This window comes from Amycolatopsis sp. WQ 127309, assembly GCF_023023025.1.
GTDB lineage: Bacteria > Actinomycetota > Actinomycetes > Mycobacteriales > Pseudonocardiaceae > Amycolatopsis.
Window position 1 is genome coordinate 11,106,733 of the sequence record NZ_CP095481.1, and the last position, 26,722, is coordinate 11,133,454.

Consider the following 26,722-nt stretch of genomic DNA (forward strand, 5'->3'; position numbering starts at 1 on the left):
GGGTTTCCCGTCCCTCAGGCGAGTTCCGCGATCACTTCGCCGGCCGCGACCTCGATCCTGTTGACCCGCAACAGGTCCCAGCCCGACTCGGCGAAGACCGAGCACCAGTCGCGCAGGGTGGGCAGGAAGGTGCCCATCAGGTCGTGCCCGAGTTCGAAGCCGAGGGTGAACACGCCGAGATCGGTGTCCTGGACGTCGACCGACCGCGTCGCGTCACCGAACAGGAACCGCTTGACGTTCGGGAAGAGCTCCCGCAGCCGGCGCAGGGTCGCGACGCACTGCTCCCGCGGCCAGAAGTCGTGCGCCATCATGAAACAGGTCAGCACCTCGACCTCGCGGAACTCCGGCCGCTCCTGGAGGTTCAGCACGTCGTCCTGGAAGAACCGGGCGCGGTCGCCGAAGCCCTCTTCCGTCGCCTCGGCCCGGGCCACCTGGAGCGACGGCTCGGCGATGTCGATGCCGAACCCCGTGGTGCCGGGATGCCGGCGGAGCATGTCCATCAGCCGGCCGCCGCTGCCGCAGCCGAGGTCGGCGACCACGGTGAACGGGAAGTCGATGCGGCTCAGCGCCGCGTAGAACGTCTGGTCGTAGGTGATGGCGCTGATGTCGCGGCAGGCGTACGCGATCGCCGCGGCGTCCCGCTCGTAGTAGTCACCGACGCGGTTCTTCTCGACCAGCGCCGAGGGCATCTGCCGGAACAACGCGGCGCTGCCGCGGTTCAGCCAGTGGAAGAACGACTTGGTCCGGTAGATCTCGTCGAACTTCTCGGTCGCGATGACGACGGTCTCGATCCGGCGCACGATCTCGACCGAGGCCAGCGCGCGGAACATGCTGAGCGTGGAGAGCGGGTCGAGGCCGTGCGCCTCGGCGAACTCCGCGGAGTCGAGCTTGCGGTTCTCGTTCAGCTCGTCCAGCGCGCCGACCTCCCAGGCCGCGCAGATCGCCCAAGCGGCCACGGCCGAGTTGTAGATGTGGGCGGCGTCGCGCGCACTCCGGAAATCCTCGGCGATCCCCCGCCTCATTTCGACGCCGTTCACGTACCAAACGTCGTTCACAGACTCCGCGCTCACATTTCCTCCCGTTTCGGCCGGGTCGGCCCGTCGCTCACTCATCGTTGGTCACTCCCCGGTCGTCGAGGAGCTTGCAAAGGTCGGACACGGTCGGCGCGTTGAACAAGTCGGCGATGGTGAGCTCGACGTCGAACCGCGTGACGATCCGGCTGATCAGCCGCATGGCGAGCAGCGAGTTGCCCTCGAGATCGAAGAAGCTGTCGTCCATGCCGACCCGGCCGACGTCGAGGACCTCCTCGAACACCGCGCACAGCACCGCTTCGCGCTCGGTCACCGGCGGCCGGTAGTTCGCCGACGTCCCGGAGTCCGGTTCGGGCAGCGCGGCGCGGTCCAGCTTCCCGTTCGGCGTCAACGGCAGCCGGTCGAGCGGGACGACGACCGACGGCAGCATGTAGTCGGGCAGCCGGCGCGCCGCGTCGGCCAGCAGCTCCACGGTCGCCGGCACCGGGTCCGTCCCGGCGGGGAACACCACGTAGGCGATGAGGCGGTGCCCGCCGAGCTCGGTCTCGCGCGTGACGACCGTGGCGTGCACGACCGACGGGTGCGTGGCCAGCGTCGACTCGATCTCGCCGAGCTCGACGCGGTAGCCGCGGATCTTGACCTGGCTGTCCGCCCTGCTGACGAACTCGAGCACGCCGTCGGTCCGCGTCCGCACCAGGTCCCCGGTGCGGTAGACGCGGTTTCCCGGCCCCTCGAACGGGTCCTCGCGGAACTTCTCGGCCGTCAGGTCGTCCCGGCCGGTGTAGCCGAGCGCCAGCCGGGGCCCGCCGATGTAGAGCTCGCCGACCTTGCCCGGGCCGACCGGCCGCAGCTCGTCGTCGAGCACGTGCGGGCGGACGTCGTCCATCGGGTAGCCGACGGGGATGGTCCGGGGCTCCGCGAACGGCGCGGTCATCGGGAAGTGCGCGGCGAACGAGGACAGTTCGGTGGCGCCGTACATCGCGCGGACCACGAGCTCGGGGCAGGCTTCGAGGGCGCGCCGCACGGCCGCGGGCGCGATGACGTCGCCCCCGGTCAGCACCTCGCGGACCCCGGCGAACACCTCCGGCGCCTCGTCCGCGACGACCCGGAACAACCCGGCCGTCAGGTGCATCGCGGTGATCGACTCCTCGGCGACCAGCGTGCGCAGCCCGTCGACGTCGAGCGCGACACGCGGCAGCACGATGGTCCCGCCGCGCAGCAACGGCACCCAGATCTCGTAGGTGGACACGCCGAAGGCGTGCGGCGCCAGCATCGGCACCCGCGCGTGGCGGCCGGTGTCCCAGCACGAGTCCAGCGCCAGGCCGAGCACGCCGCGGTGCGTGACGGCGACACCCTTCGGCTCACCGGTCGACCCGGACGTGTGCATGACGTAGGCGACCTGGCCGCCGTCCGCCTCCGCGAGCACGGGGTCCACTGTGGACTGTCCGGCGAACTCCGCCGGGTCGTCGGCGAAGACGACCCGCTCCGCGCGCGGCAGGCCACGCATCCGGGCCGGCGCGTCGGCCAGCAGCAGCGGGCCGTTCGCCCGGTCGAGGATGTCCTGCGCGCGGTCGACCGGATAGGCCTCGTGCACCGGAAGGTAACTCGCGCCCGCCTTGAGCACGCCCAGTATCGCAACCACGAGCTCGACCGACCGCGTCATCGCCAGCGCGACCGGCTCCCCGGCGGTCACGCCCGCGTCCAGCAGCCGGTGGGCGACCTGGTTCGCGCGTTCGTTCAGCGCGCGGTAGGTCAGCCGGGTGTCCCCTTCGGACAGTGCGACCGCGTCCGGCGTCCGGTGCACCTGCTCGACGAAGCAGTGCGGGATCGAGGTGTGCCGCATCATCCGCTCCTCGCCTCGTGGACCAACTGGTGTTCAGTCTGCTTGCTCTCGAGATCGCGCGGCGTCTCCAGCCTTGCGCCGGCCCGCCGGGCGGGTGCCGTCACGCCGCGGCTGCCTCGTCGTGCTCGCCCGGACGCCGCCGCCGGCCGGCGGCTCGCTGCGCGAGGTCGATGACGACCGGGTCACCGGCGACCGGCACGCTCTTCGCCCGGGACGCGCTCTTGCCGCGGACCACGAACCAGTGGGCGACAGCGAGGTGCAGCACCCACGGCAGCCAGTCGATCGAGTCGACGACGAGGGCCGGGCTGACCAGCGGGGCGAGCAGCGGCGCGGCGACGACGAGCCCGGCGCTCGTGGTGACCACCAGGGTCAGCGCGACGCTGTAGGACATCCACTGCCGGTGCTTGTCGAACTGGCCCCGCCGGGCGGCCCGCCAGGCGATCGCGGTCGTGACCGCCCACACCGTGCCCCAGAAGAAGCTGGCCGTGTTCGCCGGGTTGCCGATGGCGAACAGCAACCCGGCGAGCATGACCGAACACGGCAGCACGCCCGCGAAGACGTAGGCGCGACCGCTCCACCGGTGCAGACGCGGCCACCGCCGCCGCAGTCCCGGCCAGAGCTGCACGAACGCGGTGAGCACGGCCAGGATGCCGAACGAGCCGTGCAGCACCCGGACCGCGGGAACGGCCGGGTCGACGAACTCCGGCAGGAAGTGCGGCAGCATGAAACTCAGGTGGAGCACCACGCCCGCGGCGAGCAGCAGCAGCCCCGCCACCGGCCACGACCACACCCGATGCTCGATCGGGCGCGGAAGTGTGGCCGGCGGCCGGGGTGTGCGCTGCTGCCCCCGCGGGACCGTGGATCTCACGGACGCACGGCGTTGACGATCAGGAACGTGCCGGGCGTCGTCTCTTCCTCGATCTCCAGGCCCGCGTCGGTCAGCCAGCCGACCAGCTCGTCCCGGTCGAACAGCGTCAGGCCGTCGTTGTGCGCCGGGAACCGGTGCCGGCGCGCGAAGTACCGGTAGACCGGGTCGTCGGAGTTGCGGAACGTCAGCACCGTGAACGTCCCGCCCGGGCGCAGGCAGCGGGCCACCTCGGCGATGGCCGCGGGGGCCTGGGCCGGGAAGGCCTGCAACGCGTTCCAGCACAGCACGGCGCCGAGCGACGCGTCACCGAAGGGCAACGTGGCGGCGCTCGCCAGCACGGCGGGCACCTCGGGCAGCCGGCCGCGCAGAGTGACGAGCATCGGCAGCAGCAGGTCGAGCGCGATGACCCGCTCCGGGCCGACGGTCTTCGCCAGCACCTCGGTCCACCGGCCCGCACCGGCCGCCAGGTCGAGCACCGGGCCGTCGACGGGACGCACGTGCGTGGCGATGTAGTCGTCCTCGTCGGACGGCAGGACCTGACCGGCCCAGTTGGATCCGCACAACCGCACGAAGTTCGGCCGGGCGTGCGCCTCGTAGTAGTGTCCCATGCTCGGCACCTGCGCCAGCTTGAGCAGGAAGTCGTCACCCGTCTCGCCGACGCGGGCGGTGAGGTCGAGGATGCCCTTCTCGACCGGGTAGGCGTTCGAGCACGCCTCGCACGTGGCGAGGTTGCCCTCGAGCCGCAGCGAACCGCCGCAGCCCGGGCAGCGGAACGCCGCCGCGTGCTGCGCCAGCAGCTCCGCTCCGGCGGCGGCCGGCTGGAGGTCGCGGTCCGGCACGGAGTCCGACGACGCGGGCAGCACCGGTCCGTTGCGGACCGCCCAGCGCGCCTTCACGCCGAGGTGGCCGAGCACGGTTTCGGTGTCCTCCTGCCAGAGTTCGGCGATCTTCTCCGCACCGAGGGCGCTGATCCGCGCCCGGTCGAACCGGCGCGCGGCCTCGTCGAGCTCCCACGCGGCCGGGTGCGGGAAGACCCGGCCGATGTCCGGGTCGTCCGGGTCCAGCTCGGCCAGCGCGCGACCCAGCCGGGACAGGTCCTCCGGGTCGAGCGGCAACGTCGTCGCCGTGTCGAGCACCCGGGACCGGTCCTGGGGGAAGTGCGCCACCAGGTACAGCAGCGCCAGCGACAGCGCCTCGTCCGTGGTCTCGCGCCAGATCGCCAGGTAGCCGTCGAGGTGGGCACGCACGGCAGCGGTCACGGGACCCGCCGGCTGTCCTTCTTCGGCTTCGACGGCGAGGCCGAGCAGGATCGCCAGCTCACCCTTGCGGGCGTCCTCGGCTTCGACCAGCGCGGCGGCGAGGGCCGCGGCGGCCGGATTGGCAGCGGGCGTTTCCGTTGTCTCCGCACCGGCCGGCGGCCACTCGGGCAACGCGGCGTCCGGATCGGTCACCGCCGCGCGCAGGATCCGCTCGAACGTGTGCCCCCAGCTCCGGATGGTCTCCGCGTCGAAGAGGTTGGTGTCGAACTTCAGGCTGGCGACGGTCTCCCCGGTGGGCAGCACGTCCAGGGCCCACACGATCCCGTCCGGGATGCCGCTGCTGACGTCCTGGGACAGCAGCCGGCGGCGCAGCTCGGTGACGGCGAGCCCACCGATCGTTTCGCTGCTCTTGTCCGCCGGGAACTGGAGGAGCTCGAACGCGGGCAGGTCGCGCTCCGGCGCCATCGCCGGCCCCATCAGGTCGGGAGCGGCCCCGGCGATCAGCGGGAACGGCAGCTCGTGGCTGTAGGCACCGAGGCACGACGTCCGGGTGCGGTCGAGGACGTCGGCGAACGTGCGGCTGCCGGCGAGCTTCGTGCGCAGCGGCACGAAGTTGAGGAACGGGCCCACCGCGTGGTGGAAGTCGCCGAACCCGCGGCCCGCGCTGAACGACGCCGCCACGATGTCGTCGGAGCCGGTGAGCTCGCGCAGCAGGAGGTTGTAGGCGCTGAGGAACACCATGAACGGCGAGGCGCGCAGCGACTTCGCCAGCTTGGACGTCGCGGTGGTGAGCTCGGCGTCGAGCAGGAAGCGTTGGGCCGCGTAGACCGCGGTCTTCCCGGCGAACGGCCGGTCGGCGGGGATCACCGAGATCTCGGCGCCCGCCAGCTGCTCGCCCCAGTACGCCACGGCCTTCGCGACCGACTTGTCCCCGAGGCCGGCGCGTTGCGCGGCGGCGAACTCGTGGTACTGCCGGGCCGGCGGCAGCGCGGGCACGTCGTGACCACTGCGTGCCGCGTAGAAGTGGGCGACGTCGTGCATGAGCACGCCCATCGACCAGCCGTCGGCGACGAGGTGGTGGACCAGCAGCACGAGCACGGCGTCGTCGGGGGCGAACACGGCCAGCGCGGCCCGCAGGTGCGGCAGCTCGGTCGCCGGGTAGCGCCCCGCCTCGACGGCGTTGAGCAGCTCTTCACCGCGCAGGTCGCGCTCGTCGAGCGGCGTCCCGCTCAGGTCGTGCACGGCGAGCTGCACCGGCGCCGGCGCCGGGTCCGCCGGCAGCGCGACGGACGTCCCCCGCGACACCGGAGTACGCAGGATCTCGTGCCGGGTCACGACGTCGTCCAGCGCGCCGGCCAGCACGGCCGGGTCGACCGGCCCGCGCAGCCGCCACGCCGAAGCCAGCACGTAGGCCGGGCCGAACGAGCCCATCTCGTCGCCCTTGTCCAGCGCGTTGATGAATTCCTGTTGCAGGGACAGCGTTTGCGAGGTGTCCGATTCGGTCACGATCCGCTCCGGTGCTTGGTGGCGAGTTCGGCGAGGGCGGGAAGCGCCCCGGGGTGCGGGAAGAGCCGCGGCGAGCGGCTCGGGTGGCGGACGGGCGCGAAGAGAACTCGCATGCGTGGCTCCTCCTGCAGGGCTTTCGTGCGGTCAGTCCAGCACCGGGACGTCCACCCGGACGTCTCCTGGTGTGCGTCAGGCGGCTTCGACGGTGGCCCGCAACGCCTCGTTCAGGTCGGCCGCCGGGCGCCAGCCCGTGCGCGCCCGGAAGGCGCCGGCGTCGATGACCACGCTGCGCAGGTCGGTCTCCGACACCACGCCGGGCGGCTCGACCGACACGACCGGCACCGGCTCGGTCCCGGTCCGCTCGGCGGCGAGCGCGGCGATCGTGCGGAACACGTCGCCGAGCGGCGCGCCGACGCCGGTGCCGATCAGCCAGTGCCGCCCGGCCAGCGCGTCGGCGTGGTCCAGCGCGGCGACGATGGCGCTCGCGGCGTCGCGCACGTACAGCAGGTCGCGTTGCACCGTCCCGTCGTGCCACATCGTGATCGGTTCGCCGGCGAGCGCGCGGCGCGCCATGAAGGTGAGCACCCCGGAGTCCAGCGCGCCGGTGACGGGGCTGTGCCCGAACGCCGTCGGCAGGCGCAGCGACACACCCCGGACGACGCCCGCCGCGCCGGCCGCCAGCAGCAGCTGCTCGGCGGCGAGCTTCTGCCGGTCGAACGGGATCTCCGGCAGGTCGGCCTCGGTGCCGTCGAGCCGGGTCCGCGGCGGCACCCCGACCTGGGACGTCGATCCGGTGTAGACGACGACCGGCGCGGGTTTGCCGGGGTCCCGGCGTTCCCGCAGCACGTCGAGCAGATCGCGCAGCACGCCGACGTTCACGCGCTCGCCGGCCGCCTCGGCGCCGGGCTCGCGCCAGCCGGAGGTGCGGGCGACCAGGTGGACGATCGCGTCCGCGCCGGCCACCGCGTCGGCGAGTTCCTCGCGGACGGTCAGGTCGGCGGTGCGGATCTCGACGTCGGCGGCGCCGCCGGCCGGCACGACGCTGCGGGTGCGACCCACCGCGCGCAGCCGGATGGGCCGCTCGGCGAGCGCCGCGGTCACCACCGAGCCGATGAAGCCGGACGCGCCGAGCACGGCGACGAGTGGACGTTCTGGCTCGGTCATGGGGATCGCTCCTCTTCTCGGGCAGATGCCACCACCCTTCTTCCCGGCGCTGTCCCGGGCATCTCCGGAGTTGCGCTGTCGCGAGAAGTCGTTGCCGTGGACGAAAGGCAAGTCGGGAGATGCCCGCCGAACACCGGCGAGTTCACTGTGTGTACAGGAAGTTCTCCTCCGTAACGGCGACTAAGGGACGGGCTAATGAAGGCTCTGGTGCTGCCGGGCGGCTGGGACGACTGGCGACACCCGCTCGATCGGTCCACGCCCGCCCAGCTCGTCCGGATCGCCAACAAGCCCCTGCTCGACTACGTCCTGGAGACCGTCCGGAACATCGGGGTGAGCGACATCGGGATCGTCATCGACGACCGCGAGTCGCAGAACTTCGGCGCGGTCGGCGACGGCGTGCGCGTGCTCCCCCACGACGGTCCACCCGGGATCCTGCCGGCCCTCGCCGCGGCCCGGGACTTCCTCGACGGTGACGACTTCCTGCTGTACTCCGGCGCGAACCTGCTCGCCGACGGCCTCGGCGCGGCGGCCGCGGAGTTCCGCTCCACCCGGCCGGTGGCGCAGCTGCTCGTGCACAAGGTGCCGGACCCGAGCGCGTTCGCCGTGGCCGAAGTGGGCGACAACGGCCTCGTGCGCTGCCTGCCGGAGTACCTCGCGGACGCCGGCGGCGACGGCCTGGCCGTCATCGGCGCGTACTTCTTCACCGCCGGGATCCACGCCGCCGCCGCGGCCGTCTCCGCCGCCGCCGGCGACGCGGCCGAGCCCGGCATCATCGACGTGGTCCGCTGGTTGCACGAGCGGGGCGTCGAAGTCGGCGCGCAGGAGTACTTCGGCTTCTGGCGGGCCGTCGAGTCCCCGGACGCGGTGCTCGAGTGCAACCGGCACCTGCTCGGCGAACTGCACCGTGACGTCGCCGGTGCCGTCGACGCCGAGACGAAGCTGGTCGGCCCGGTCGTGGTCGAGCGCGGGGCGCGGGTGGTCCGGTCCCGGATCGTCGGGCCGGCGATCGTCGGCGCCCACACCGTCGTGGCCGAAAGCGAGATCGGCCCGAACACCGCGGTCGGCGAGGACTGCGTGATCCACGCGGCCACGCTCACGGACTCGATCGTGCTCGACGGCGCGTCGGTCCGGGGCACCGCCCTGAACGACTCCGTCGTCGGCCGCTTCGCCCGGATCGTGCCGCCCGGCGAGCGCGCCGCGGCGCCGGTCCGGCTCGAGCCCCGCGAGGACCGGTCGCTGCCCGACCGGCTCGCCCGCTCCGCCGCGGCGAAGCACGGCGACCACCTGCACGACACCGCCGACGTCACCGGCTGGCTCGCCGGTCGCGCGCGGGCCCACCGCTACCAGGTGGACCGGATCCCGTTCACCGAGCTGGACGGCTGGTCCACGCACCCCGAGACCGGCAACCTCGCGCACCGCAGCGGGAAGTTCTTCACCATCGAGGGGCTCGACGTCACGGTGGACGGCGGCTCGCCGAGCTCCTACCGGCACTGGCAGCAGCCGATCATCGTGCAGCCCGAGGTGGGCATCCTCGGCATCCTCGTCAAGGAGTTCGACGGCGTCCTGCACTGCCTGCTGCAGGCGAAGATGGAGCCGGGCAACCCGAACCCGCTGCAGCTCTCGCCGACCGTGCAGGCCACGCACAGCAACTACACCGGCGTGCACAAGGGCGCCTCGGTGCCCTACCTCGAGTACTTCCTCGATCCCGGGCGCGGCAAGGTGATCGCGGACGTGCTGCAGTCCGAGCACGGCTCCTGGTTCTCCCGCAAGGTGAACCGGAACATGATCATCGAGGTCGACGAGGACGTCCCCGCGCGCGAGGACTTCTGCTGGCTGACCCTCGGCCAGGTCGGCGACCTGCTGTGGCAGGACAACGTGATCAACATGGACACCCGCACCGTCCTGGCCTGCACCCCGGCGAACGTGGCCGAGGACGGCGCGCTGCACTCCGACGCCGACGTGCTCTCGTGGTTCACCGCGGAGCGGTCCCGCTACGACGTGCACGCCCGGCACATCCCGCTCAACGACGTCGTCGACTGGACGAGCGACGAGTGGACGGTCAAGCACGAGCGGGACTGGTACTTCCGGGTCGTCGCCGTGTCCGTGCGGGCCGACAGCCGGGAGGTCACCCAGTGGAGCCAGCCGTTGCTCGAACCCGTCCACTTCGGACTCACCGCGTTCGTGCTGCGCCACTTCGCCGGCGTGCCGCACCTGCTGGTGCACGCGCGGGCCGAGGGCGGGTTCCGCAACGGCGTCGAGATGGGGCCGACGGTGCAGTGCACCCCGCAGTACCACCCACTCGACGGGTCGTCCCGGTCGCGGTTCCTCAACCTGGTCCTCGACGCCGCACCGGAACGCGTCCGCTACACCTCGGTGCAGTCCGAGGAAGGCGGTCGCCTGCTCAACGCGGAGAACCGCTACCTCATCGTCGAGGCCGACGAAGCACAGGCGCCGCTGGAGCCGCCGGAGGGCTACCAGTGGGTGACGCCGAACCAGCTCAGCTCGCTGATGCGGCACGGCCACTACGTGAACATCCAGGCGCGCACGCTGCTGGCGGCCATCAACACCGGGGCCGTGCGCCTCTTCGACTGAGCGCGGACCGCGCACAAGGAGCTGTGGGGACGACATGCTGACCGAAACCGTGATCCACCGGGCATCCGGCGCGCTCTACCAGCCGGTCACCGAGGAGGGGCGCGCGCTGCTCGACCTGATCGACGAGCACCTCCCGGCCGTGCGAGCCGGTGCGGCGGACCACGACCGCGCGGGCACGCTGCCGGTCGACGTCATCGAGGCGTACGGCCGCAACGGCGTGCTGGGCGGCACGGTGCCGGCCGAGCTGGGCGGCCTCGGGGTGCGCAGCCTCTACGACGTCGCCGTCGCGCTGAGCCGGGTCGCCGAGGCGGACGCGTCGACGGCCCTCGTGCTGCACGCCCAGTTCAGCCGCGGCCTGACCTTCCAGTACGAGTGGAAGCACGGTTCGCCGGCGGCCCAGCAGCTGGCCGCGCAGGTGCTGAAGCTGATGGCCGCGGGCGATCCGGTGTGCGGCGGGGTGAAGGACCACCACTCGGGGGTCACCACGCTGACCCGGGCCGGATCGGGCGAGGGCTGGGTGCTCAACGGCCGCAAGACGCTGGTGACCATGGCCGGCATCGCCAAGCACGTGATCGTCTCCGCCGAGACGCGGGTCGAGGGCGAGCCGCACCGGCTGGCCGCGCCGGTGCTGGCCGCGGACACCCCGGGGATGACGATCATCGACAACTGGGACGGCCTCGGCATGCGGGCGTCCGGCACCGTGGACATCGTCTTCGAGAACTGCCTGCTGCCGGACGAGAACGTGCTGCTGCGCGGGGTCGTCGGGACGCGCAGCGACGTGGGGCTCGCCGGGCAGACGGTCAGCTCCTGCGCGAACCTCGGGGTCTACGTCGGGGTCGCCCAGGCCGCCCGCGACATCGCGGTGGCGGCCGTGGCGCGCCGGAAGGGCACCCCGGCCGCGGCGGTCCGCACGCTCGTCGCCGAGATCGACACGCGGCTCTACAGCGTCCGCGCCACCGTCGGCTCCGCACTGGCCAACGCGGACATCGCGAACGTGGACCTCAGCGGGGACCTCGACGAGCGGGGCCGGCTCATGATGCTCCCGTTCCAGTACGCCAAGCAGCACGTCAACAAGGTGGTGCCGGACATCGTCGGCGACTGCCTCACGCTGACCGGCGGCGCCTCGTTCACCGCGGGGCACCCGCTCGCCCGGCTCTACCGCGACGCCCGCGCCGGCTGCTTCATGCAGCCCTACACCTACCCGGACGCCGTCGACTACCTCAGCGCGCAGGCCCTCGGGCTCGATCACGACAGCAACTACATGAACGTCCGGGCCGCACGGTCCGCGGAGGCGACGAAGAAGGAGCTCACGTGACGACTCGGGTCTGGGACTACCTGCTGGAATACGAGATGGAGAAGGCCGAACTGATCGACGCGGTCACGACGGTCTTCGAGTCGGGTCAGCTCGTGCTCGGGCCGAGCGTGAGCGGGTTCGAGGCGGAGTTCGCCGACTACCACGGCGGCGGGCTCTGCGCGGGCGTCGACAACGGGACCAACGCGGTGAAGCTCGGGCTGCAGGCCCTCGGCGTCGGCCCGGGTGACGAGGTGATCACCGTGTCCAACACGGCGGCCCCGACCGTCCTCGCCATCGACGGAGCCGGCGCGACACCGGTGTTCGTGGACATCAGGGAAGAGGACTTCCTGATGGACGTCGGGCAGGTCGCGGCCGCGATCACGCCGCGCACCAAGGCTTTGCTGCCGGTGCACCTCTACGGCCAGTGCGCCGACATGGCCCCGCTGCGCCGGCTGGCCGACGAGCACGGCCTGGTGCTGCTCGAAGACTGCGCACAGGCGCACGGCGCGCGCCACCACGGCCGCCCGGCCGGGACCATGGGCGACGCGGCCGCGTTCTCCTTCTACCCCACCAAGGTCCTCGGCGGGTACGGCGACGGCGGCGCGGTGCTCACCAGTGACTCCACAGTGGACGAAAACCTGCGCCGGCTGCGCTACTACGGCATGGAGAAGCAGTACTACGTGGTCGGCACGCCGGGCCACAACTGCCGCCTCGACGAGCTGCAGGCCGAGATCCTGCGCCGCAAGCTGCGCCGCCTCGACGACTACGTGGCGGCCCGGCGGGCGATCGCCGACCGCTACGCCGAAGGACTCGGCGACCTCCCCGGCCTGCGGCTGCCGGTCACCGCGCCCGGCAACGAGCACGTCTACTACGTCTACGTCGTGCGCCACCCGCAGCGCGACACGATCATCGAACGGCTGGCCGCCTACGACATCGCGCTCAACATCAGCTACCCGTGGCCGGTGCACACGATGACCGGGTTCGCCCACCTCGGTTACGCCACCGGCTCGCTGCCGGTCACCGAACGGCTCGCCGGCGAGATCTTCTCGCTGCCCATGTACCCGTCGCTGCCCGAATACACCCAGGACAAGGTGATCGGCGCGCTCCGCGACGTGATCGCGGACCTCTGAGCCGCGCCATCGAACGAACGACGAGGAGGATTACCCCGTGACCGATCGGGACAGCGTTACCCCATCCGACGTCAGCTGCCGGGTGTGCGGCGGCCAGGTCGAGGAGTTCCTCGACCTGGGCAGCCAGCCCGTATCCCAGCGCTTCCGCACTCCGGAGGACACCTCCGGCGAGTTCTTCTTCCGGCTCGCCGTCGGCCACTGCACGACGTGCACGATGGTGCAGCTGGTCGAGGAGGTGCCGCGGGAGGAGATGTTCCACGAGGACTACCCGTTCACCTCGTCCGGCTCGCGGTACATGACCGAGTACTTCAGCGGCGTGGCCCGGGACTTCCTGGAGACCGAGCTGGCCGGCGACGACCCGTTCATCGTCGAGATCGGCAGCAACGACGGCGTCATGCTCGGGACCATCCGGGACGCCGGCGTCCGCCACCTCGGCTTCGAGCCGTCCGGTCACCCGGCCGAGATGGCCAGGGCGGCCGGCATCCGGGTGCGCGGCGACTTCTTCGAGGAGTCGACGGCCCGGGAGACGGCCGCGGCCGACGGGCCGGCCGACGTCATCTACTCGGCCAACACGATCTGCCACATCCCCTACCTGGACTCGATCTTCCGCGGCGTGGACGCGTTGCTCGCGCCGAACGGCGTGTTCGTCTTCGAGGACCCCTACCTCGGCGACATCGTCGCGAAGCGGTCGTTCGACCAGATCTACGACGAGCACTTCTACCTCTTCTCCGCGCGCTCGGTGCGGGCCGCGGCGAACCGGTTCGGTTTCGACCTCGTGGACGTGCGGCGGCTGCCGGTGCACGGCGGCGAGGTGCGCTACACGATCGCCCGGCTCGGCGCCCGCACGCCGTCGGCGGCGGTCGAGGCGCTGCTGGCGGAGGAGGCCGAGCGTGAGCTCACGTCCCCGGCGACGTTGCAGACGTTCGCCGAGGGCGTGCTGGAGATCCGGACCGCCCTCGTGGCGAAGCTGACCGAGCTGCGCGCCGCGGGCGCGCGCGTGGTCGGCTACGGCGCGACCGCGAAGAGCGCCACGGTGCTCAACTTCTGCGGCATCGGGCCGGACCTGGTCGAGTACATCAGCGACTCGACGGACGCGAAGCAGGGGCTCGTCACGCCGGGGCAGCGCATCCCGGTGCGGCCGCCGTCGGACTTCGCCGAGAACCGGCCCGACTACGCGCTGCTGTTCGCGTGGAACCACGCCGAGGAGATCATGGCCAAGGAGCAGGAGTTCGTCGCGGACGGCGGCAAGTGGCTGCTGTACGTGCCGGACGTGCACGTGGTCTGATCCGGAAACGGTTCGGCACCAAGAAAAGACCGGCCGGCCCACTCGGGCCGGCCGGTCTTTCTTTGCTGTGGTGCGGGACTTCAGCCGATGGCGCGGTCGAAGTGGAAGAAGCGGTGCGGGTCGTAGCGCCGCTTGACCGCGACCAGCTTCGGGTAGTTCTCGGCGTAGTAGGCGGCCTGCCAGTTCGGGAGCGCCGGGTCGATGAAGTTCTGGTAGCTCTCACCGAGGGAGTGCCGGTCCAGCGCGGCGAAGCCGCCGGTGAGCCACTGCTCGCCGGCCGCGGCGTCCTCGGCGACGTAGTTCGCGTTGTTCAGCGAAACCGAGTAGCCGCACAGCATTCGGCTGTTCCGGTGGACGTAGGCGGTCGCGCGCCGGTCCGGGACGCCGGCCTGGCCGCCGAGGGTCTCGAAGTACAGCATCTTGAACTGCCCGGGGCGCGGGTCGGCCTCGTAGGCCGCGAGCACCGCGTCCACCGAGGGCACCGGACCGCCGAACATCCGGTTGCGGGTGCGGTAGAAGTTCGTCCGCGGCATCTGCCCCGCGGACGAGTAGCCGACCCGGTGGCACTGGTCGGTGGTCAGCTGGCTGCAGCCGTACCACTCCAGCATCGCGTCACGGGGGGCCTTCTGGCCCACGACGCGGGCGGTCGGTGCGACCCCGACCTGCGCGACGAGGGTGTCGAGCAGGCTCTCGAGCGCGGCCTGGGTGCCGAACCACGCGCCGTAGGCGACCACCGCCGAGGGCACGGCCGCGGCGTCGGGGGTGTAGACCGACAGCGAGGCGGCGAGGTCCCACGGCGCGCCGATCGCCCACGGCTGCCAGGTCTCGATGACCTGCTTCGCCACGTCGATCGGCCAGGCGACGGTGTAGTTGACCATCGAGGTGACCGGCACGGGCGCGAGCTCGTAGCTCGTGATCACCCCGTAGTTGCCGCCGCCGTTGCCGCGCAGGGCCCAGAACAGGTCGGGGTTCTCCTGCTGGGACGCGCGCACCTTCCGGCCGTCGGCCAGCACGACGTCGGCGCCGACCATCCGGTCGGCGCCGAGGCCCGCCTTGCGGGTCAGCATCCCGATCCCGCCGCCCTGCAGGAAACCGCCGACCCCGACCGTCGCGCACTGGCCGCCGGCGAGCATGAGCCCGCGCGGGGACAGCGCCGCGAGCGCATCGATCTGCTGCGTGCCCGAGCCGACGGTGACGGTGGCGCCGTTGACCTGGATTCTGTTCATCCGGGAGACGTCCAGGATGACCCCGGTCGTGTTCGAGTAGCCGCCGAAGCTGTGCCCGCCACTGCGCGGGACCAGGTGCAGCGCGTTGTCCCCGGCGAAGCGCAGGACCGTCGCCACGTCGGCGCTCGACTCGCAGTACGCGACCGCCTGCGGCCGGATCGCGTCGAACTGCGAGCTCGCCCCCACGCGAGCCCGGTCGTAGTCCGCTTCACCCGGCAGGACCACGTCGCCCGCGACGTGGCGACGCAACGCCTTCCAGTCGATCGCCCGGCCGCGACCGGACGACACCGCGCCGCTCGCGGCCGCGGCCGCGGTCGTGCCGAGCACCGCGGCCGCGCCGGCACCTACGCCCAGTCGTAGGAAGTCCCGACGGTTTGGCATGTTGTTCCTCGTCTCGTACTCGTTGTGACCGTGTGGATTCGTTCCCCGTGCGCCCCGCGCTGGGACGTCGCTGGAACGGCTCCGGCCCGAGTACGCCGAGGGGTGGTCAGGCCGCGGCGCCACTCATCGGCAGGGAGCCACCGAGGCCACCGTCGACCCCGAGCGCCTGCCCGGTGATGTACGCCGCGCGCGGCGACAGCAGGAAGGTCACCGCGTCGGCGACCTCGTCGGCCTGGCCGAGCCGGCCGATCGGGACCTGGCGGCGGCAGATCTCCCGCACCTCGTCGATCGGGGCGAGCTCGTCGAACATCTCCGTGTCGATGAACCCGGGGGTGACCGCGTTGACCCGGATCCCCCGGCTGCCGAGGTCGGCGGCGAGGGCGCGGGCCAGGTTGGTCACGGCGGCCTTCGTCGTGGAGTAGGCCGTCGCCAGCCCCATGGCCAGCCCCATGCCGTGCTGCACGAGGACGGTGCCGTTGACCACGACGGCGCCGCCGGCCTCGTCGAAGAGGGCCGAGGCCTTCTGGATCGTGTAGAAGGCGCCCTTGAAGTTCGTCCCGACGATCTGATCGAACTCGATCTCGGTGAACTCCCGCGGGATGGAGAAGGCCATGGCCACTCCCGCGTTGGCGAAGATGCCGTCCAGCCGGCCGAAACGACGCTTGATCTGCTCGACCAGCTCGTCCAGGTCGTCCAGCCGGGACACGTCGGTGCCCACGGCGAGGACCCGCTCACCGCTGGGGTCCAGATCCTTTGCCGCAGCATCGATCTTCTCGATGCGCCGCCCGGCGAGCACCACGTTCGCGCCCGCGTCGACAAGTTTTTTCGCGGTGGCAAAACCGATGCCGCTCCCACCGCCGGTGATGAGAACTGTCCTGCCCTTGAACTCAGTCATGCGGCCAGCGTCACACCCCGGCGCCGCACGCCGCATCTCCCGCCTTGCGCTGGCCGCCCACGCCGGAACAGTGCGCATTCTCCTTGTGACACAACGGAATTCGCAACAATGAAGACGAGCTACCGGACCGGCCTCGGCAGGATCGGAGCAAGACATCGGCGGGCAGTGGCTCGCCGCCGGCATCTTCGTGTCCGCACAGATTCAGGAGTCACCCCATGGAAAATCGCTGCCCCGCCTTGGATCCGAGCGGCCGTGACATCCACGGCCAGGCCGACGAGCTGCGCACGCAGGGCTCCGCCGTCCAGGTGAAGCTGCCCGGCGACGTGCTCGTCTGGTCGGTCAACAGCCACGACGTCATCAAGAAGCTGCTGACCGACCCGAACGTCACCAAGAGCGCCCGCAACCACTGGCCGGCGTTCACCAACGGGGAGCTCCGCCCGGACTGGGAACTGATCAGCTGGGTGGCGATGGACAACGTCTCCACCACCTACGGCCGCGACCACCACCGGCTGCGCCGGCTGATCGGCAAGGCGTTCACCTCCCGGCGGACCGAAGAGATCCGCCCGCACGTGGAGAACCTGGCGACCGTGCTGCTGGACGCGCTGGCCGCGGTGCCGCCCGGCGAGGTGGTGGACCTCAAGGAGCGGTTCGCCTACCCGCTGCCCGGCATGCTGGTCGCCGACCTGATCGGGATGTCCGAGGAGGCCCGGGTCGCGGCCGCGAAGGTCCTCGACGTCATGCTGGACACCACGATCACCCCGGAGCAGGCGCAGGGCGTCCTGGTGGGCTGGCGCACCGCGATCGCCGACCTGGTCGCGCTCAAGCGCGTCGAGCCGGGCGCGGACATCACCAGCGACCTGATCGCCGCCCGCGACGAGGACGGCTCCCGGCTGTCCGAGCAGGAGCTCGCCGACACGATCTTCGCCATCCTCGGCGCCGGCTCGGAGACCACGATCAACTTCTTCGACAAGGCGATCACGCTGCTGCTCAGCCACCCGGAGCAGCTCGAGCTGGTCAAGTCCGGCGAGGCCGACTGGGACGCCGTCATCGACGAGGTGCTGCGGCTGGAGTCGCCCATCGCGAACCTCCCGCTGCGCTACGCCGTCGAGGACATCGACCTGGGCGACGTCGTCATCCCGAAGGGCGACCCGATCCTGGTCAACTACGCCGCGATCGGCCGCGACCCGGAGCTGCACGGCGAGTCGCGCTGCACGTTCGACATCGCCCGCGAGGACAAGGAGCACCTGTCCTTCGGCTACGGCCCGCACTACTGCCTGGGCGCGGGCATCGCCCGGATGGTGGCCAAGGTCGGCCTGTCCGCGCTGTTCGACCGCTTCCCGGCACTGACCCTCGCCGTGTCCGCCGAGGAGCTGCCCCCGCTCCCGACGTTCATCATGAACGGCCACCGCACCCTCCCGGTCCGCCTGACCGCGGTCGCGAGCACCGCCGCCGAAGCCGCCTGAACCGAGCCGAAGACCGCGCACCCGGGCCCGCCCCGGGTGCGCGGTCTTTCCGGTTCCGCTCCCCCGCCGGCGCGTGCGCCCGGCACGGCCACCACACCGCAGCGGCTTCGCCGACGACCGCCGCACGCCGTGTCGGCCACTCCCGTCACCGTGTCGGCCACCCCGGAAGGGCGCGGCGAACGCTCGGGCCGACTTCGCCGGAACTCATCGGCAACCGACCCGCCGCTGACCTGCAGGTTCAAGTCCGCACAGCGCGTCGCCGGGCCACCGGAACCCCCGTCGGCAACCGCGCTCGACCAGCGGGTTCGGCTACACCCCGGGGTACGCGGGCGGCACGAACGGGCCCCAGGTGAAGGCCGGGAGCCACCGCGCCGGGTCACCGGTCCACTCGAACGCCGCCAGCTGCGCGGGCGACCGGCGGCCGGCCAGTGCGCGGTAGAGGTCGTGCGCCGGTGCCGTCAGCGTCCCGGCCACCCGGCCGCGCCCGGCCGTCCACTCCGAACCGCCGGTCGTGCGCAGCCGCAGCGCCGGGAGGCCGCGGGCCGACACGGCGCCGGAAAAGCCCCTGACCAGCACCTCGAAGCTCGGCGCCCACGCCAGGTGCTCCGCCGGCGGCGGCACGTCCAGCGCCGCGCGCAGGTCCAGCTCGTGGGTGTACGCGTCCATCACCATGATCTCGCCACTGCGCCCGTCTGCCGCCGCGAGCCGGCGGTCGAGCTGCTCGCCGACGTCGTCCCAGCGGTCGAGCAGGGCCGGGACGCTCGGCGCGGGCGGCGGAGTACCGCCATGGCCGAGGACGCGCTCGGCGATCTCCACGACGTGGGCGACCAGGTCCGTGACGGTCCACTCCCGGCACGCGGGCACCGGGCGCAGGTGGGTGCCGGGCCGCGCCTCCAGCAGCGCGCGGACGCCGCGCCGCACCTCCGGGTAGCCCACGAAGTCCGGGGCCGGAACCGGCCGACTCGCTGTCACGCGCTCCACCCCACCCTGGCACGATCGGTGCTCTCGACCCAGTATCCCCTGGTGACGGCCCCGGCGGTTCTCCCCGCGTGCCGGCACCGACGACCTCGGGAGGTAGTGATCTTGACCACTCTGTGGTCCACGTCGGCGCAGTGGCAGCTGCTGCCGCCGGTGGTGCTCGCGCTGCTGCTCAGCGTCGCCATCGGCCTCGAACGCGAAGCCGGCATGAAGGCCGCCGGCCTGCGGACGCACAGCCTGGTCGGCGTCGGCTCGGCCGTGTTCATGCTGGTGTCGAAGTACGGCTTCGCCGACCTGCTCGGCACCGGCGGCATCTCGCTCGACCCGTCGCGGATCGCCGCGCAGATCGTGTCCGGCATCGGCTTCCTCGGCGCCGGGCTGATCTTCGTGCGGCGCGACGCGGTCCGCGGGCTGACCACGGCCGCGACGATCTGGCTCACCGCCGCGGTCGGCACGGCGTGCGGTGCCGGGCTGCCGGTGCTCGCGGTCGGCACGACGATCGGGCACTTCGTGGTGACGCGCGGGTTGCCGCCGCTGCAGCGCTTCGTCGCCCGCCACCGCAAGGAGCCGCCGGTGGTGCGCTTGAGCTACGTCGACGGCCAAGGCGTGCTCCGCGCGGCGCTCGCCACGTGCACCGGGCGCGGCTGGTCCGTGCACCACGTGGAGGTCGACCACGAGTCCACTTCCGAGGAAGGGCAACGGATCGCGGTCGTCACGCTGCGCCTCGACGGCCGAGGTGATCTTTACGACTTAGCCGCCGAACTGGCCGAACTGCCCGGCGTCCGGAGCACGTCCACCGGCGCCGGGGAACCGCTCGACGAATGATCGCCCGCCCGGGCAGCGCGCGGGGGCCGGTTTGCGGCACACTGGGGTGCACACGGAAATCCCCGGCACCACAAGGAAAACGTGCGGCCGAGGAGAAACCATCCAATTCGGAGGTGAGGCATGGCCCCCGGCGGTGGCGAGGACGTGGCGCGCACGCAGCCCGGATTCGACCAGGCGTGGCGCGGTTTCCACCGCGCGCAGGTCGTCGAATACGTCGAGTGGGCCGAGGCCGAGATCCGCAGACTCACCGACGAACGCGACGCCGCGGCCCGGCGCGCGGCCGCGTTCGCCGACGAGAACCGTGAGCTCCGGGTCAAGATCGACCGGATCAGCCGGACCCCGATCGCGCCGGACGCGCTGCAGGAGCGCTCGCGCCGGATGATCGAGCTCACCCGCGAGGAAGCGACCGAAATCACCGGGCGGGCAAGGGAAAACGCCGAACGGATCCGCCGTGACGCCGAGCTCGAGGCCGTCCGGCTCACCGAGAAGGAACACGAAGTCCTCGCTCTGGCCGAAGCCGAGCGTGAGCGGCAGCGCGTCGAGCACGAGGAACTCCTGCGGGCGACCGAGCAGCGCCGCCGCGAGCTCGACGAAGCCGCGGCGCACCGCCGGGCCCGCCAGGAAGAGGATCACACGCGAGCGATCACGGCCCGCCGCACCGAAGCCGCGCGCGAGCTGGCCGAGCAGGACGCCGCCGCCCGGGCGAAGGCCGCAAAACTGGTCGCCGATGCCACCCAGCGCAAGGAAACCCTGGTCACCACGGGCGAATCCGAGCTCGCCGCGGCCCGGGCCACGGCCGGGCAGCTGATCACCGACGCCACCCGAAAGGGTGAAACTCTGGTCACGGCCGCGGAACGCGAGGTCGCGGCCCTCACCGACGTCCGCGACAAGCTCCACGCGAGCCTCCTCGGCTGCCGGGGTCTGCTGGCCGAAGCGGCCGTCGCCCTCGACGAGGGGCCGTCCGACCCCGAGGCCACCTTGCCGATGGCCAAGCGGGTGCCCGTCCAGCGACGCTCACCGGCCGACGATCTTTCGGACGCGGTCGGGTGACCCCTTGTCCCCCGGCCGGGCAGCACCCATGATCGGGTGATCGCCCGGCCGAGGTGAGGGGACGCCCATGCGCTCGACGACGATCACGCTGGCCACGGTGCTGGTCGCGGGCACCCTGACCGCGTGCGGCAGCGGCTCCGGCCTGACGATCAACCTGTACGTCTCGCCGGAGAACAACCTCCAGCACGTCGTCGACACCTGCAACGCGGCCGCCGCCGGCCGCTACCGGATCGAGTACCACAAGCTCCCCCGCAGCGCGGACGGCCAGCGTGAGCAGATGGTGCGCCGGCTCGCCGCGGAGGACTCGTCCCTGGACGTCCTCGGCCTCGACGTCACCTGGGTGCCGGAGTTCGCCGAGGCGGGCTGGGTGGTGCCGTGGACCGGCGCGGCCGAGGCCGAGGCGACGCGGGACGTCCTGCCCGGACCGCTCTCGACCGCGCGCTGGAACGGCAAGCTGTACGCGGCGACGAAGCACACGAACGTCCAGCTGCTCTGGTACGACGACCGGCTCACGCCGTCACCGCCGAAGACGTTCGACGAGATGATCACGCAGGCCCAGGCCCTGAAAGCGGCCGGGAAGCCGGCCAACATCCTGTTCACCGGCGCCCAGTACGAGGGGCTGGTGGTGTTCTACAACACGCTGGTCGCGTCGGCGGGCGGGCACATCCTGTCCGACGACGGCAAGTCCGTGCTGATGGACGACGGCGCCGTCCGCGCGCTGGAGCTGCTGAAGACCCTCACCACGGCCGGGGTCACCGACCCGTCGCTGGGCAACGCCAAGGAGGACGAGGTCCGGCAGGCGTTCCAGCGCGGGCAGGGCGCGCTGGAGCTGAACTGGCCGTACGTCTACGCGTCCTACGCGAAGGAGAAGCCGCAGGACCTGGCGCACGTGAAGTGGGCCCGGTACCCGTCGGTGGTGCAGGGGCGCGCGAGCCGCGTCACGATCGGCGGCTTCAACCTGGCGATCAGCACGTACTCGCCGCACCGGGCGGAGGCGTTCGACGCCGCGTTGTGCCTGCGCAGCCCGGCGAGCCAGAAGTACCAGGCGATCGAGGACGGCCTGGCCCCGACGACCCGCTCGGTCTACGACGACCCGGCGCCGCTCGACCCGGCCGACGCCGGCTCGACGATGGCGGCCCGGTTCCCGATGAAGCCGGACATCCTGGCCGCGCTGTCCGACGCCGCCGTCCGGCCGCTGACCCCGGCGTACCAGAACCTGTCGACGGTGATCTCGAAGGTGCTGTCGCCGCCGTCGGAGATCGACCCGCGGGCCACCGCGGCCGAGCTGCGCGAACGGCTGACCGACGCGCTCGACTCGCGGGACATCATCCCTTGATCCGAGCGTTCGCCCTGGTCGTGGCGGTCGTGACGCTGGCCGCGTCGACGACGTTGGCCAACCGCGTGCTGCCCGGCTGGGCGTACCCGGTGTGCGGGCTGGTGGCCGCGTCGGTGCTGATCGGCCTGGCGCGCTGGGCGGGCTTGTCGGGGTCCGACCTGGGCTTGCGCTCGTTCCGGCGGTCCGCCCTGGTCGGACTGGCCGGAGCCGGGCTGGTCGCCGTGGTGTTCGGGATCGCGCTGGCCGTACCGGCACTGCGGACGGTCTACCAGGACGGCCGCGTCGGCACCCCCGACTTCGGCCAGCTGCTCTGGCTGACGTGCGGCCGGATCCTGTTCGGCACGGTGCTGATCGAGGAGATCGCCTTCCGCGGCGTGCTGCCCGCCCTGCTCGGCGCGCGGGACGACCGCTGGCGCTGGCCGCCGATCGTGGGCGCGGCGGCGCTGTTCGGGCTCTGGCACTACCTGCCGGCCCTGGCGATCGGCCGCAACGCGGCGGTCCACGCGGTGTTCGGCGGCACGCCGGTGGTGGTGCTCCAGATCCTGGCGATGGCCGCGGCGGGCGCCGCCGGCATCCTCCTGCACTGGTGGCGCCACAAGGGCCACGGAGTACTGGCGTCGGTGATCGTCCACTTCACGACGAACGCGGGCGGCCTGACCCTCGCCGTGCTGGTCCGCTGATCTGCCGCAGCTCGTCAGGAGCGCACGAGCCGCGCGATCGCGTCCGAGGCTTCCCGCACCTTCAGGTCGGCCTCTTCGCCGCCGGCCGCGGCCGCTTGGACCACGCACGTCGCGAGGTGCTCGTCGAGCAGCTCCAGCGAGAACGACTGCAGGGCCTTCGTCGCCGCGGAGACCTGGGTCAGGATGTCGATGCAGTACTTGTCCTGCTCGACCATGCGCTGCAACCCGCGGATCTGCCCTTCGATGCGGCGCAGGCGCTTGAGGTAGGCCTCTCGCTCGTTGCCGTAACCCGTCATGGCCCACCCGTCCCCGCGTATGTCGGCATTCCTCCGCGCCCGAGTATACCCACCCCACGTATCGGGCGGGGTGACTCAGCGGAACCGGCGCAGGCGGAGGCTGTTGCTGACCACGAAGGCCGAGGAGCACGCCATCGCCGCGCCCGCGATCATCGGGTTGAGCAGGCCGAGCGCGGCCAGCGGCAGCGCCGCGACGTTGTAGGCGAACGCCCAGAACAGGTTGCCCTTGATGGTGGCCAGCGTCCGGCGGGCCAGCCGGATCGCGTCACCGGCGGCACGCAGGTCGCCGCGCACGAGCGTCAGGTCGCCGGCCTCGATGGCCGCGTCGGTGCCGGTGCCCATGGCCAGCCCCAGGTCGGCCTGGGCGAGCGCCGCCGCGTCGTTGACGCCGTCGCCGACCATCGCGACCACACGCCCTTCGGCCTGCAGCCGCTTCACGACGTCGACCTTGCCCTCGGGCAGCACCTCGGCGACGACCTCGTCGATCCCCGCCTCGGCCGCGATCGTCCGGGCCACGCCGGCGTCGTCCCCGGTCAGCAGCACCGGCCGCAGCCCGAGCGCGCGCAGCTCGGCGACGGCCTGAGCGGACGTCGGCTTGATCGTGTCGGCGACGGCCAGCGTCCCGCGGACCTCGCCGTCCCACGCGACGTGCACGCCGGACGTCCCGGCCGCCCCGACGAACGACCCCCGGCCCACGCTGACCTGCTTGCCTTCGACGACGCCGGTGACGCCGAGCCCGGCGGTGCTGCGGAAGCCCGTGACGGCGGGGAGCGGCCCGAACCGCTCCCGGGCGGCCGTCACGATCGCGCGGGCGACCGGGTGCTCGGACGCCGCTTCGACCGCGCCGGCCAGCCGCAGGACCTCGCCGTCCCCCTCGACCAGCGTCATCCGGCCGGTGGTGACGGTGCCGGTCTTGTCGAGCACGACGGTGTCGACGCGGCGGGTGGACTCGAGCACCTCGGGGCCCTTGATGACGATGCCCAGCTGCGCGCCGCGGCCGGTACCGACGAGCAGCGCCGTCGGCGTCGCGAGGCCGAGCGCGCACGGGCAGGCGATGATCAGCACCGCGACGGCCGCCGTGAACGCCTGATCCGCACGGCCGCCCGTCGCCAGCCAGACGACCAGCGTGGCGAGCGCCGCGAAGACGACCGCCGGCACGAACACCGCCGACACCCGGTCGGCGAGGCGCTGGGCCTGGGCCTTGCCGGTCTGCGCGGCCTCGACCAGGCGGGCCAGCTGCGCCAGCCGGGTGTCCGCGCCGACCCGCGTCGCACGCACGAGCAGCCGCCCGCCGACGTTCACGGTCGCGCCGGTGACCGCGTCGCCCGGACCGGCCTCGACCGGTGTCGACTCCCCGGTGAGCATGCTGGTGTCGACGGCGGAGCGGCCTTCGGTGACGACGCCGTCGGTGGCGATCTTCTCGCCGGGCCGGGCGACGAAGACGTCCCCGACGCGCAGGTCCCCGGCCGGGAGCAGGTGCTCTTCGCCGTCGCGGAGCACGGTGACGTCCTTCGCGCCGAGGTCCAGCAGCGCGCGCAGGGCGGCGCCCGCGCGGCGCTTGGACCGGGCTTCGAAGTAGCGGCCGGCGAGGATGAACGTGGTGACCGTGGCGGCCACCTCGAAGTACAGGCTGTCGCCGGTCATGCCCGAGCTGACCAGCGTGAACTCGTGGCGCATGCCGATCTCGCCGGCCATGCCGAACAGGAGCGCGTACAGCGACCACGCCGTCGATGCGAGCACGCCGAGCGAGATCAGGGTGTCCATGGTGGCGGTGACGTGCCGCAGGTTGACCGCGGCGGCGCGGTGGAACGGCCACGCGCCCCACGTCACGACCGGGGCGGCGAGGACCAGCGAGACCCACTGCCAGTAGTCGAACTGCCAGGCGGGCACCATCGCGAGCACCAGCACCGGGAGGGTAAGCGCGGCGGAGAGCAGCAAACGTTTGCGCAGCGACGTCGAGTCGTCGGCCGCGACGGCCTCCGGTACCCGGGCCGAGTACCCGGCGGCCTCGACGACCCCGACGAGCTCGCCGACCGAAAGGCCACTGGGGTAGCTGACCTGGGCCTTCTCGGTGGCGTAGTTGACCGTCGCCGTCACGCCGCCGACCTTGTTGAGCTTGCGCTCGACGCGGGACGCGCAGGAGGCGCAGGTCATCCCGCCGATGGCCAACTCGACGCGTTCGGACTGCGCGGTGGTCATGGCGCTCAGGCCACCAGGCGGTAGCCGGCCTCGGTGACCGCGGCCGCGACGGCGTCGGTCGTCAGCGGGGTGTCGCTGGTCACGGTGACGCGCCCGCTCTCGACATCGACGTCAACGCCGTTGACGCCGGCGAGCTCCGAGACCTCTTCGCGCACGGAGGTGGCGCAGTGTCCGCAGGTCATGCCCTCGACGGTGTACGTCGCTTCGGTCATCGACGGCTCCTTTCGTTCTCCCTCCTTTATACCCATCGGGGGTAGGGGTGTTCCACCGGCCCCGGCAGACTCGCGGGATGCGGAAGATCTACGCGATCGGGATCGGCGCCGGCGACCCGGAGCACCTGACGGTGCAGGCGGTGGATCGCCTCAACCGCGTCGACGTGTTCTTCGTGCTGGACAAGGGCGAGGAGAAAGCCGACCTGGTGCGGCTGCGCGAGGAGATCCTCGACAGGTACGTGACGCGCCCGTACCGCGTGGTGCTGGTCGCGGACCCACCCCGCGACCGCAAGCCGGCGGACTACCGAGCAGCGGTAGCCGACTGGCACGCGGCCCGCGCCGAGGTCTACGAGAGCGTGATCCTCTCTTCGCTGGCCGAGTCTCAGACGGGCGCCTTCCTGGTGTGGGGCGACCCATCGCTGTACGACAGCACGATCGCGCTGATCGAGACGGTGCTGGCCCGCGGCCGGGTGACGTTCGAGTACGAGGTGATCCCGGGCATCAGCAGCATCTCGGCGCTAGTGGCCCGCCACCGCACGACGATGAACCAGATCGGCCGAGCCGTCCAGCTCACGACGGGCCGCCTCCTGGCAACAGGCTGGCCCCCCGACGTCGACGACGTCTTCGTCCTCCTGGACGCCCACACGACATTCGACCGCTACACATCACACAACCTGACGATCTACTGGGGCGCGTACATAGGCACCCCAGACGAAATCCTCATCTCAGGCCCCCTAACTCCGGCGCTGGCAACCAAAATCCGCGAAACGCGCGCGGCGGCCCGCGAACACCACGGCTGGATCATGGACACGTACCTCCTACGCCGCCCCACCCCCTAACCCCACCCCGTCCTCCGCTCGCCCCGCCACCACCGCGCCGCCTTCCCACCACACGCGCCGCCTTCCCACCACACGCGCCGCTTCCCGAACACGCGAGTCGACTCCCAGTCACCTGTGTCGGCTTCCCAACCACCCGGGTCAACTTCAGGCACCATGTCGGCTTCCCAATCACAGGTGATGCCCCGCCAATCACGCGAGATGCCCGCCCAATCACGCGAGTTCCGCCTTGAATCACGCGAGTTCCGCCGCCAATCACGTCAATACCGTGTCCGATCACGCGGATCACGCTTACTGGCAAAGGATTCGGGTGCCGGAGACCCCGCTTCGAGCAGCAGAAGGCCAGTTTCAAGTGATCCCACGGGCTTCACAC

At 71.9% G+C, this 26,722-nt stretch carries 21 protein-coding genes; 10 read left to right on the forward strand and 11 right to left on the reverse strand.

The annotated features are described in order from the left end of the window. Nucleotides 1-14 precede the first annotated feature (14 nt). The 5 genes from MUY22_RS49300 to MUY22_RS49320 all read right to left on the reverse strand — a co-directional run bounded on the left by MUY22_RS49300 (nt 15) and on the right by MUY22_RS49320 (nt 7,671). Nucleotides 15-1,022 (reverse strand): class I SAM-dependent methyltransferase, encoded by a 1,008-nt coding sequence (locus MUY22_RS49300; RefSeq protein WP_247055578.1) that lies wholly within the window; start codon nt 1,020-1,022, stop codon nt 15-17. 82 nt (nt 1,023-1,104) lie between these two features. Beyond that, a complete protein-coding gene (locus tag MUY22_RS49305) occupies nt 1,105-2,874 on the reverse strand; it encodes a non-ribosomal peptide synthetase (RefSeq protein WP_247055580.1) in 1,770 nt (589 codons plus the stop codon). A gap of 100 nt (nt 2,875-2,974) precedes the next feature. Then, on the reverse strand, nt 2,975-3,649 hold the full coding sequence (locus MUY22_RS49310; protein WP_247055582.1) for a DUF2306 domain-containing protein: 675 nt from the start codon (nt 3,647-3,649) through the stop codon (nt 2,975-2,977). 89 nt (nt 3,650-3,738) lie between these two features. After that, nucleotides 3,739-6,507 (reverse strand): condensation domain-containing protein, encoded by a 2,769-nt coding sequence (locus MUY22_RS49315; protein WP_247055584.1) that lies wholly within the window; start codon nt 6,505-6,507, stop codon nt 3,739-3,741. A gap of 189 nt (nt 6,508-6,696) precedes the next feature. Further along, nucleotides 6,697-7,671 carry an NAD(P)-dependent oxidoreductase gene (locus MUY22_RS49320; protein ID WP_247055586.1) on the reverse strand — a complete coding sequence of 325 codons (975 nt, stop codon included), beginning with the start codon at nt 7,669-7,671 and terminating at the stop codon, nt 6,697-6,699. Between the two features lie 195 nt (nt 7,672-7,866). Here MUY22_RS49320 and MUY22_RS49325 point away from each other — a divergent pair, with 195 nt between their 5' ends. From MUY22_RS49325 to MUY22_RS49340, 4 genes are read left to right on the forward strand one after another with little or no spacing between them, the layout of a single operon-like run. After that, entirely contained in the window at nt 7,867-10,263 is a 2,397-nt protein-coding gene (locus MUY22_RS49325; protein ID WP_247055588.1) for an NDP-hexose 2,3-dehydratase family protein, read from the forward strand. Nucleotides 10,264-10,297: 34 nt separating this feature from the next. Beyond that, the gene (locus tag MUY22_RS49330) at nt 10,298-11,578 is read left to right on the forward strand and encodes an acyl-CoA dehydrogenase family protein (protein ID WP_247055590.1); all 1,281 of its coding nucleotides are present in this window, start codon (nt 10,298-10,300) and stop codon (nt 11,576-11,578) included. After that, nucleotides 11,575-12,687 (forward strand): DegT/DnrJ/EryC1/StrS aminotransferase family protein, encoded by a 1,113-nt coding sequence (locus MUY22_RS49335; protein WP_247055593.1) that lies wholly within the window; start codon nt 11,575-11,577, stop codon nt 12,685-12,687. Before MUY22_RS49330 ends, MUY22_RS49335 begins: the two co-directional genes overlap by 4 nt. Before the next feature lie 37 nt (nt 12,688-12,724). Then, on the forward strand, nt 12,725-13,972 hold the full coding sequence (locus MUY22_RS49340) for a class I SAM-dependent methyltransferase (protein ID WP_247055595.1): 1,248 nt from the start codon (nt 12,725-12,727) through the stop codon (nt 13,970-13,972). A gap of 80 nt (nt 13,973-14,052) precedes the next feature. Here MUY22_RS49340 and MUY22_RS49345 read toward each other — a convergent pair whose 3' ends face one another. After that, complete coding sequence (locus tag MUY22_RS49345) at nt 14,053-15,579, reverse strand: FAD-binding oxidoreductase (protein ID WP_247055597.1); 1,527 nt, start codon at nt 15,577-15,579, stop codon at nt 14,053-14,055. Between the two features lie 106 nt (nt 15,580-15,685). After that, nucleotides 15,686-16,552, reverse strand: coding sequence for an SDR family NAD(P)-dependent oxidoreductase (locus MUY22_RS49350; protein WP_247055599.1), 867 nt, complete (start codon nt 16,550-16,552; stop codon nt 15,686-15,688). A gap of 137 nt (nt 16,553-16,689) precedes the next feature. Here MUY22_RS49350 and MUY22_RS49355 point away from each other — a divergent pair, with 137 nt between their 5' ends. Beyond that, entirely contained in the window at nt 16,690-17,937 is a 1,248-nt protein-coding gene (locus MUY22_RS49355) for a cytochrome P450 (protein ID WP_247055601.1), read from the forward strand. A 309-nt stretch (nt 17,938-18,246) separates the two neighbouring features. On the opposite strand, the gene MUY22_RS49360 is transcribed toward MUY22_RS49355, so the two are convergent. Further along, nucleotides 18,247-18,909 carry a maleylpyruvate isomerase N-terminal domain-containing protein gene (locus tag MUY22_RS49360; RefSeq protein WP_247055603.1) on the reverse strand — a complete coding sequence of 221 codons (663 nt, stop codon included), beginning with the start codon at nt 18,907-18,909 and terminating at the stop codon, nt 18,247-18,249. A gap of 111 nt (nt 18,910-19,020) precedes the next feature. Here MUY22_RS49360 and MUY22_RS49365 point away from each other — a divergent pair, with 111 nt between their 5' ends. The 4 genes from MUY22_RS49365 to MUY22_RS49380 all read left to right on the forward strand — a co-directional run bounded on the left by MUY22_RS49365 (nt 19,021) and on the right by MUY22_RS49380 (nt 22,806). Further along, entirely contained in the window at nt 19,021-19,740 is a 720-nt protein-coding gene (locus tag MUY22_RS49365; RefSeq protein ID WP_247055605.1) for an MgtC/SapB family protein, read from the forward strand. Nucleotides 19,741-19,860: 120 nt separating this feature from the next. Then, nucleotides 19,861-20,790, forward strand: coding sequence for a M protein (locus MUY22_RS49370; RefSeq protein ID WP_247055607.1), 930 nt, complete (start codon nt 19,861-19,863; stop codon nt 20,788-20,790). Between the two features lie 67 nt (nt 20,791-20,857). After that, a complete protein-coding gene (locus MUY22_RS49375) occupies nt 20,858-22,126 on the forward strand; it encodes an ABC transporter substrate-binding protein (RefSeq protein ID WP_247055609.1) in 1,269 nt (422 codons plus the stop codon). Next, nucleotides 22,123-22,806 carry a type II CAAX prenyl endopeptidase Rce1 family protein gene (locus tag MUY22_RS49380; RefSeq protein WP_247055612.1) on the forward strand — a complete coding sequence of 228 codons (684 nt, stop codon included), beginning with the start codon at nt 22,123-22,125 and terminating at the stop codon, nt 22,804-22,806. Before MUY22_RS49375 ends, MUY22_RS49380 begins: the two co-directional genes overlap by 4 nt. 14 nt (nt 22,807-22,820) lie before the next feature. On the opposite strand, the gene MUY22_RS49385 is transcribed toward MUY22_RS49380, so the two are convergent. From MUY22_RS49385 to MUY22_RS49395, 3 genes are all read right to left on the reverse strand, one after another. Continuing rightward, nucleotides 22,821-23,102 carry a metal-sensitive transcriptional regulator gene (locus MUY22_RS49385; RefSeq protein ID WP_247055614.1) on the reverse strand — a complete coding sequence of 94 codons (282 nt, stop codon included), beginning with the start codon at nt 23,100-23,102 and terminating at the stop codon, nt 22,821-22,823. Nucleotides 23,103-23,177: 75 nt separating this feature from the next. Next, nucleotides 23,178-25,301 carry a cation-translocating P-type ATPase gene (locus MUY22_RS49390; protein WP_247055616.1) on the reverse strand — a complete coding sequence of 708 codons (2,124 nt, stop codon included), beginning with the start codon at nt 25,299-25,301 and terminating at the stop codon, nt 23,178-23,180. A 5-nt stretch (nt 25,302-25,306) separates the two neighbouring features. Beyond that, on the reverse strand, nt 25,307-25,513 hold the full coding sequence (locus MUY22_RS49395; protein ID WP_247055618.1) for a heavy-metal-associated domain-containing protein: 207 nt from the start codon (nt 25,511-25,513) through the stop codon (nt 25,307-25,309). 77 nt (nt 25,514-25,590) lie between these two features. On the opposite strand from MUY22_RS49395, the gene cobF reads away from it, so the two are divergent. Then, the gene (gene cobF, locus MUY22_RS49400; protein ID WP_247055620.1) at nt 25,591-26,352 is read left to right on the forward strand and encodes a precorrin-6A synthase (deacetylating); all 762 of its coding nucleotides are present in this window, start codon (nt 25,591-25,593) and stop codon (nt 26,350-26,352) included. Nucleotides 26,353-26,722: the final 370 nt, after the last annotated feature.

What these genes read in the sequence shown, in the direction of transcription:
- MUY22_RS49300 (WP_247055578.1), bottom strand. Translation starts at nt 1,022, where the DNA reads ATGAGGCGGGGGATCGCCGAGGATTTCCGGAGTGCGCGCGACGCCGCC.
- MUY22_RS49305 (WP_247055580.1), bottom strand. Translation starts at nt 2,874, where the DNA reads ATGCGGCACACCTCGATCCCGCACTGCTTCGTCGAGCAGGTGCACCGG.
- MUY22_RS49320 (WP_247055586.1), bottom strand. Translation starts at nt 7,671, where the DNA reads ATGACCGAGCCAGAACGTCCACTCGTCGCCGTGCTCGGCGCGTCCGGC.
- MUY22_RS49325 (WP_247055588.1), top strand. Translation starts at nt 7,867, where the DNA reads ATGAAGGCTCTGGTGCTGCCGGGCGGCTGGGACGACTGGCGACACCCG.
- MUY22_RS49330 (WP_247055590.1), top strand. Translation starts at nt 10,298, where the DNA reads ATGCTGACCGAAACCGTGATCCACCGGGCATCCGGCGCGCTCTACCAG.
- MUY22_RS49345 (WP_247055597.1), bottom strand. Translation starts at nt 15,579, where the DNA reads ATGCCAAACCGTCGGGACTTCCTACGACTGGGCGTAGGTGCCGGCGCG.
- MUY22_RS49350 (WP_247055599.1), bottom strand. Translation starts at nt 16,552, where the DNA reads ATGCGCACTGTTCCGGCGTGGGCGGCCAGCGCAAGGCGGGAGATGCGG.
- MUY22_RS49355 (WP_247055601.1), top strand. Translation starts at nt 16,690, where the DNA reads ATGGAAAATCGCTGCCCCGCCTTGGATCCGAGCGGCCGTGACATCCAC.
- MUY22_RS49370 (WP_247055607.1), top strand. Translation starts at nt 19,861, where the DNA reads ATGGCCCCCGGCGGTGGCGAGGACGTGGCGCGCACGCAGCCCGGATTC.
- MUY22_RS49375 (WP_247055609.1), top strand. Translation starts at nt 20,858, where the DNA reads ATGCGCTCGACGACGATCACGCTGGCCACGGTGCTGGTCGCGGGCACC.
- MUY22_RS49385 (WP_247055614.1), bottom strand. Translation starts at nt 23,102, where the DNA reads ATGACGGGTTACGGCAACGAGCGAGAGGCCTACCTCAAGCGCCTGCGC.
- MUY22_RS49390 (WP_247055616.1), bottom strand. Translation starts at nt 25,301, where the DNA reads ATGACCACCGCGCAGTCCGAACGCGTCGAGTTGGCCATCGGCGGGATG.
- MUY22_RS49395 (WP_247055618.1), bottom strand. Translation starts at nt 25,513, where the DNA reads ATGACCGAAGCGACGTACACCGTCGAGGGCATGACCTGCGGACACTGC.
- cobF (WP_247055620.1), top strand. Translation starts at nt 25,591, where the DNA reads ATGCGGAAGATCTACGCGATCGGGATCGGCGCCGGCGACCCGGAGCAC.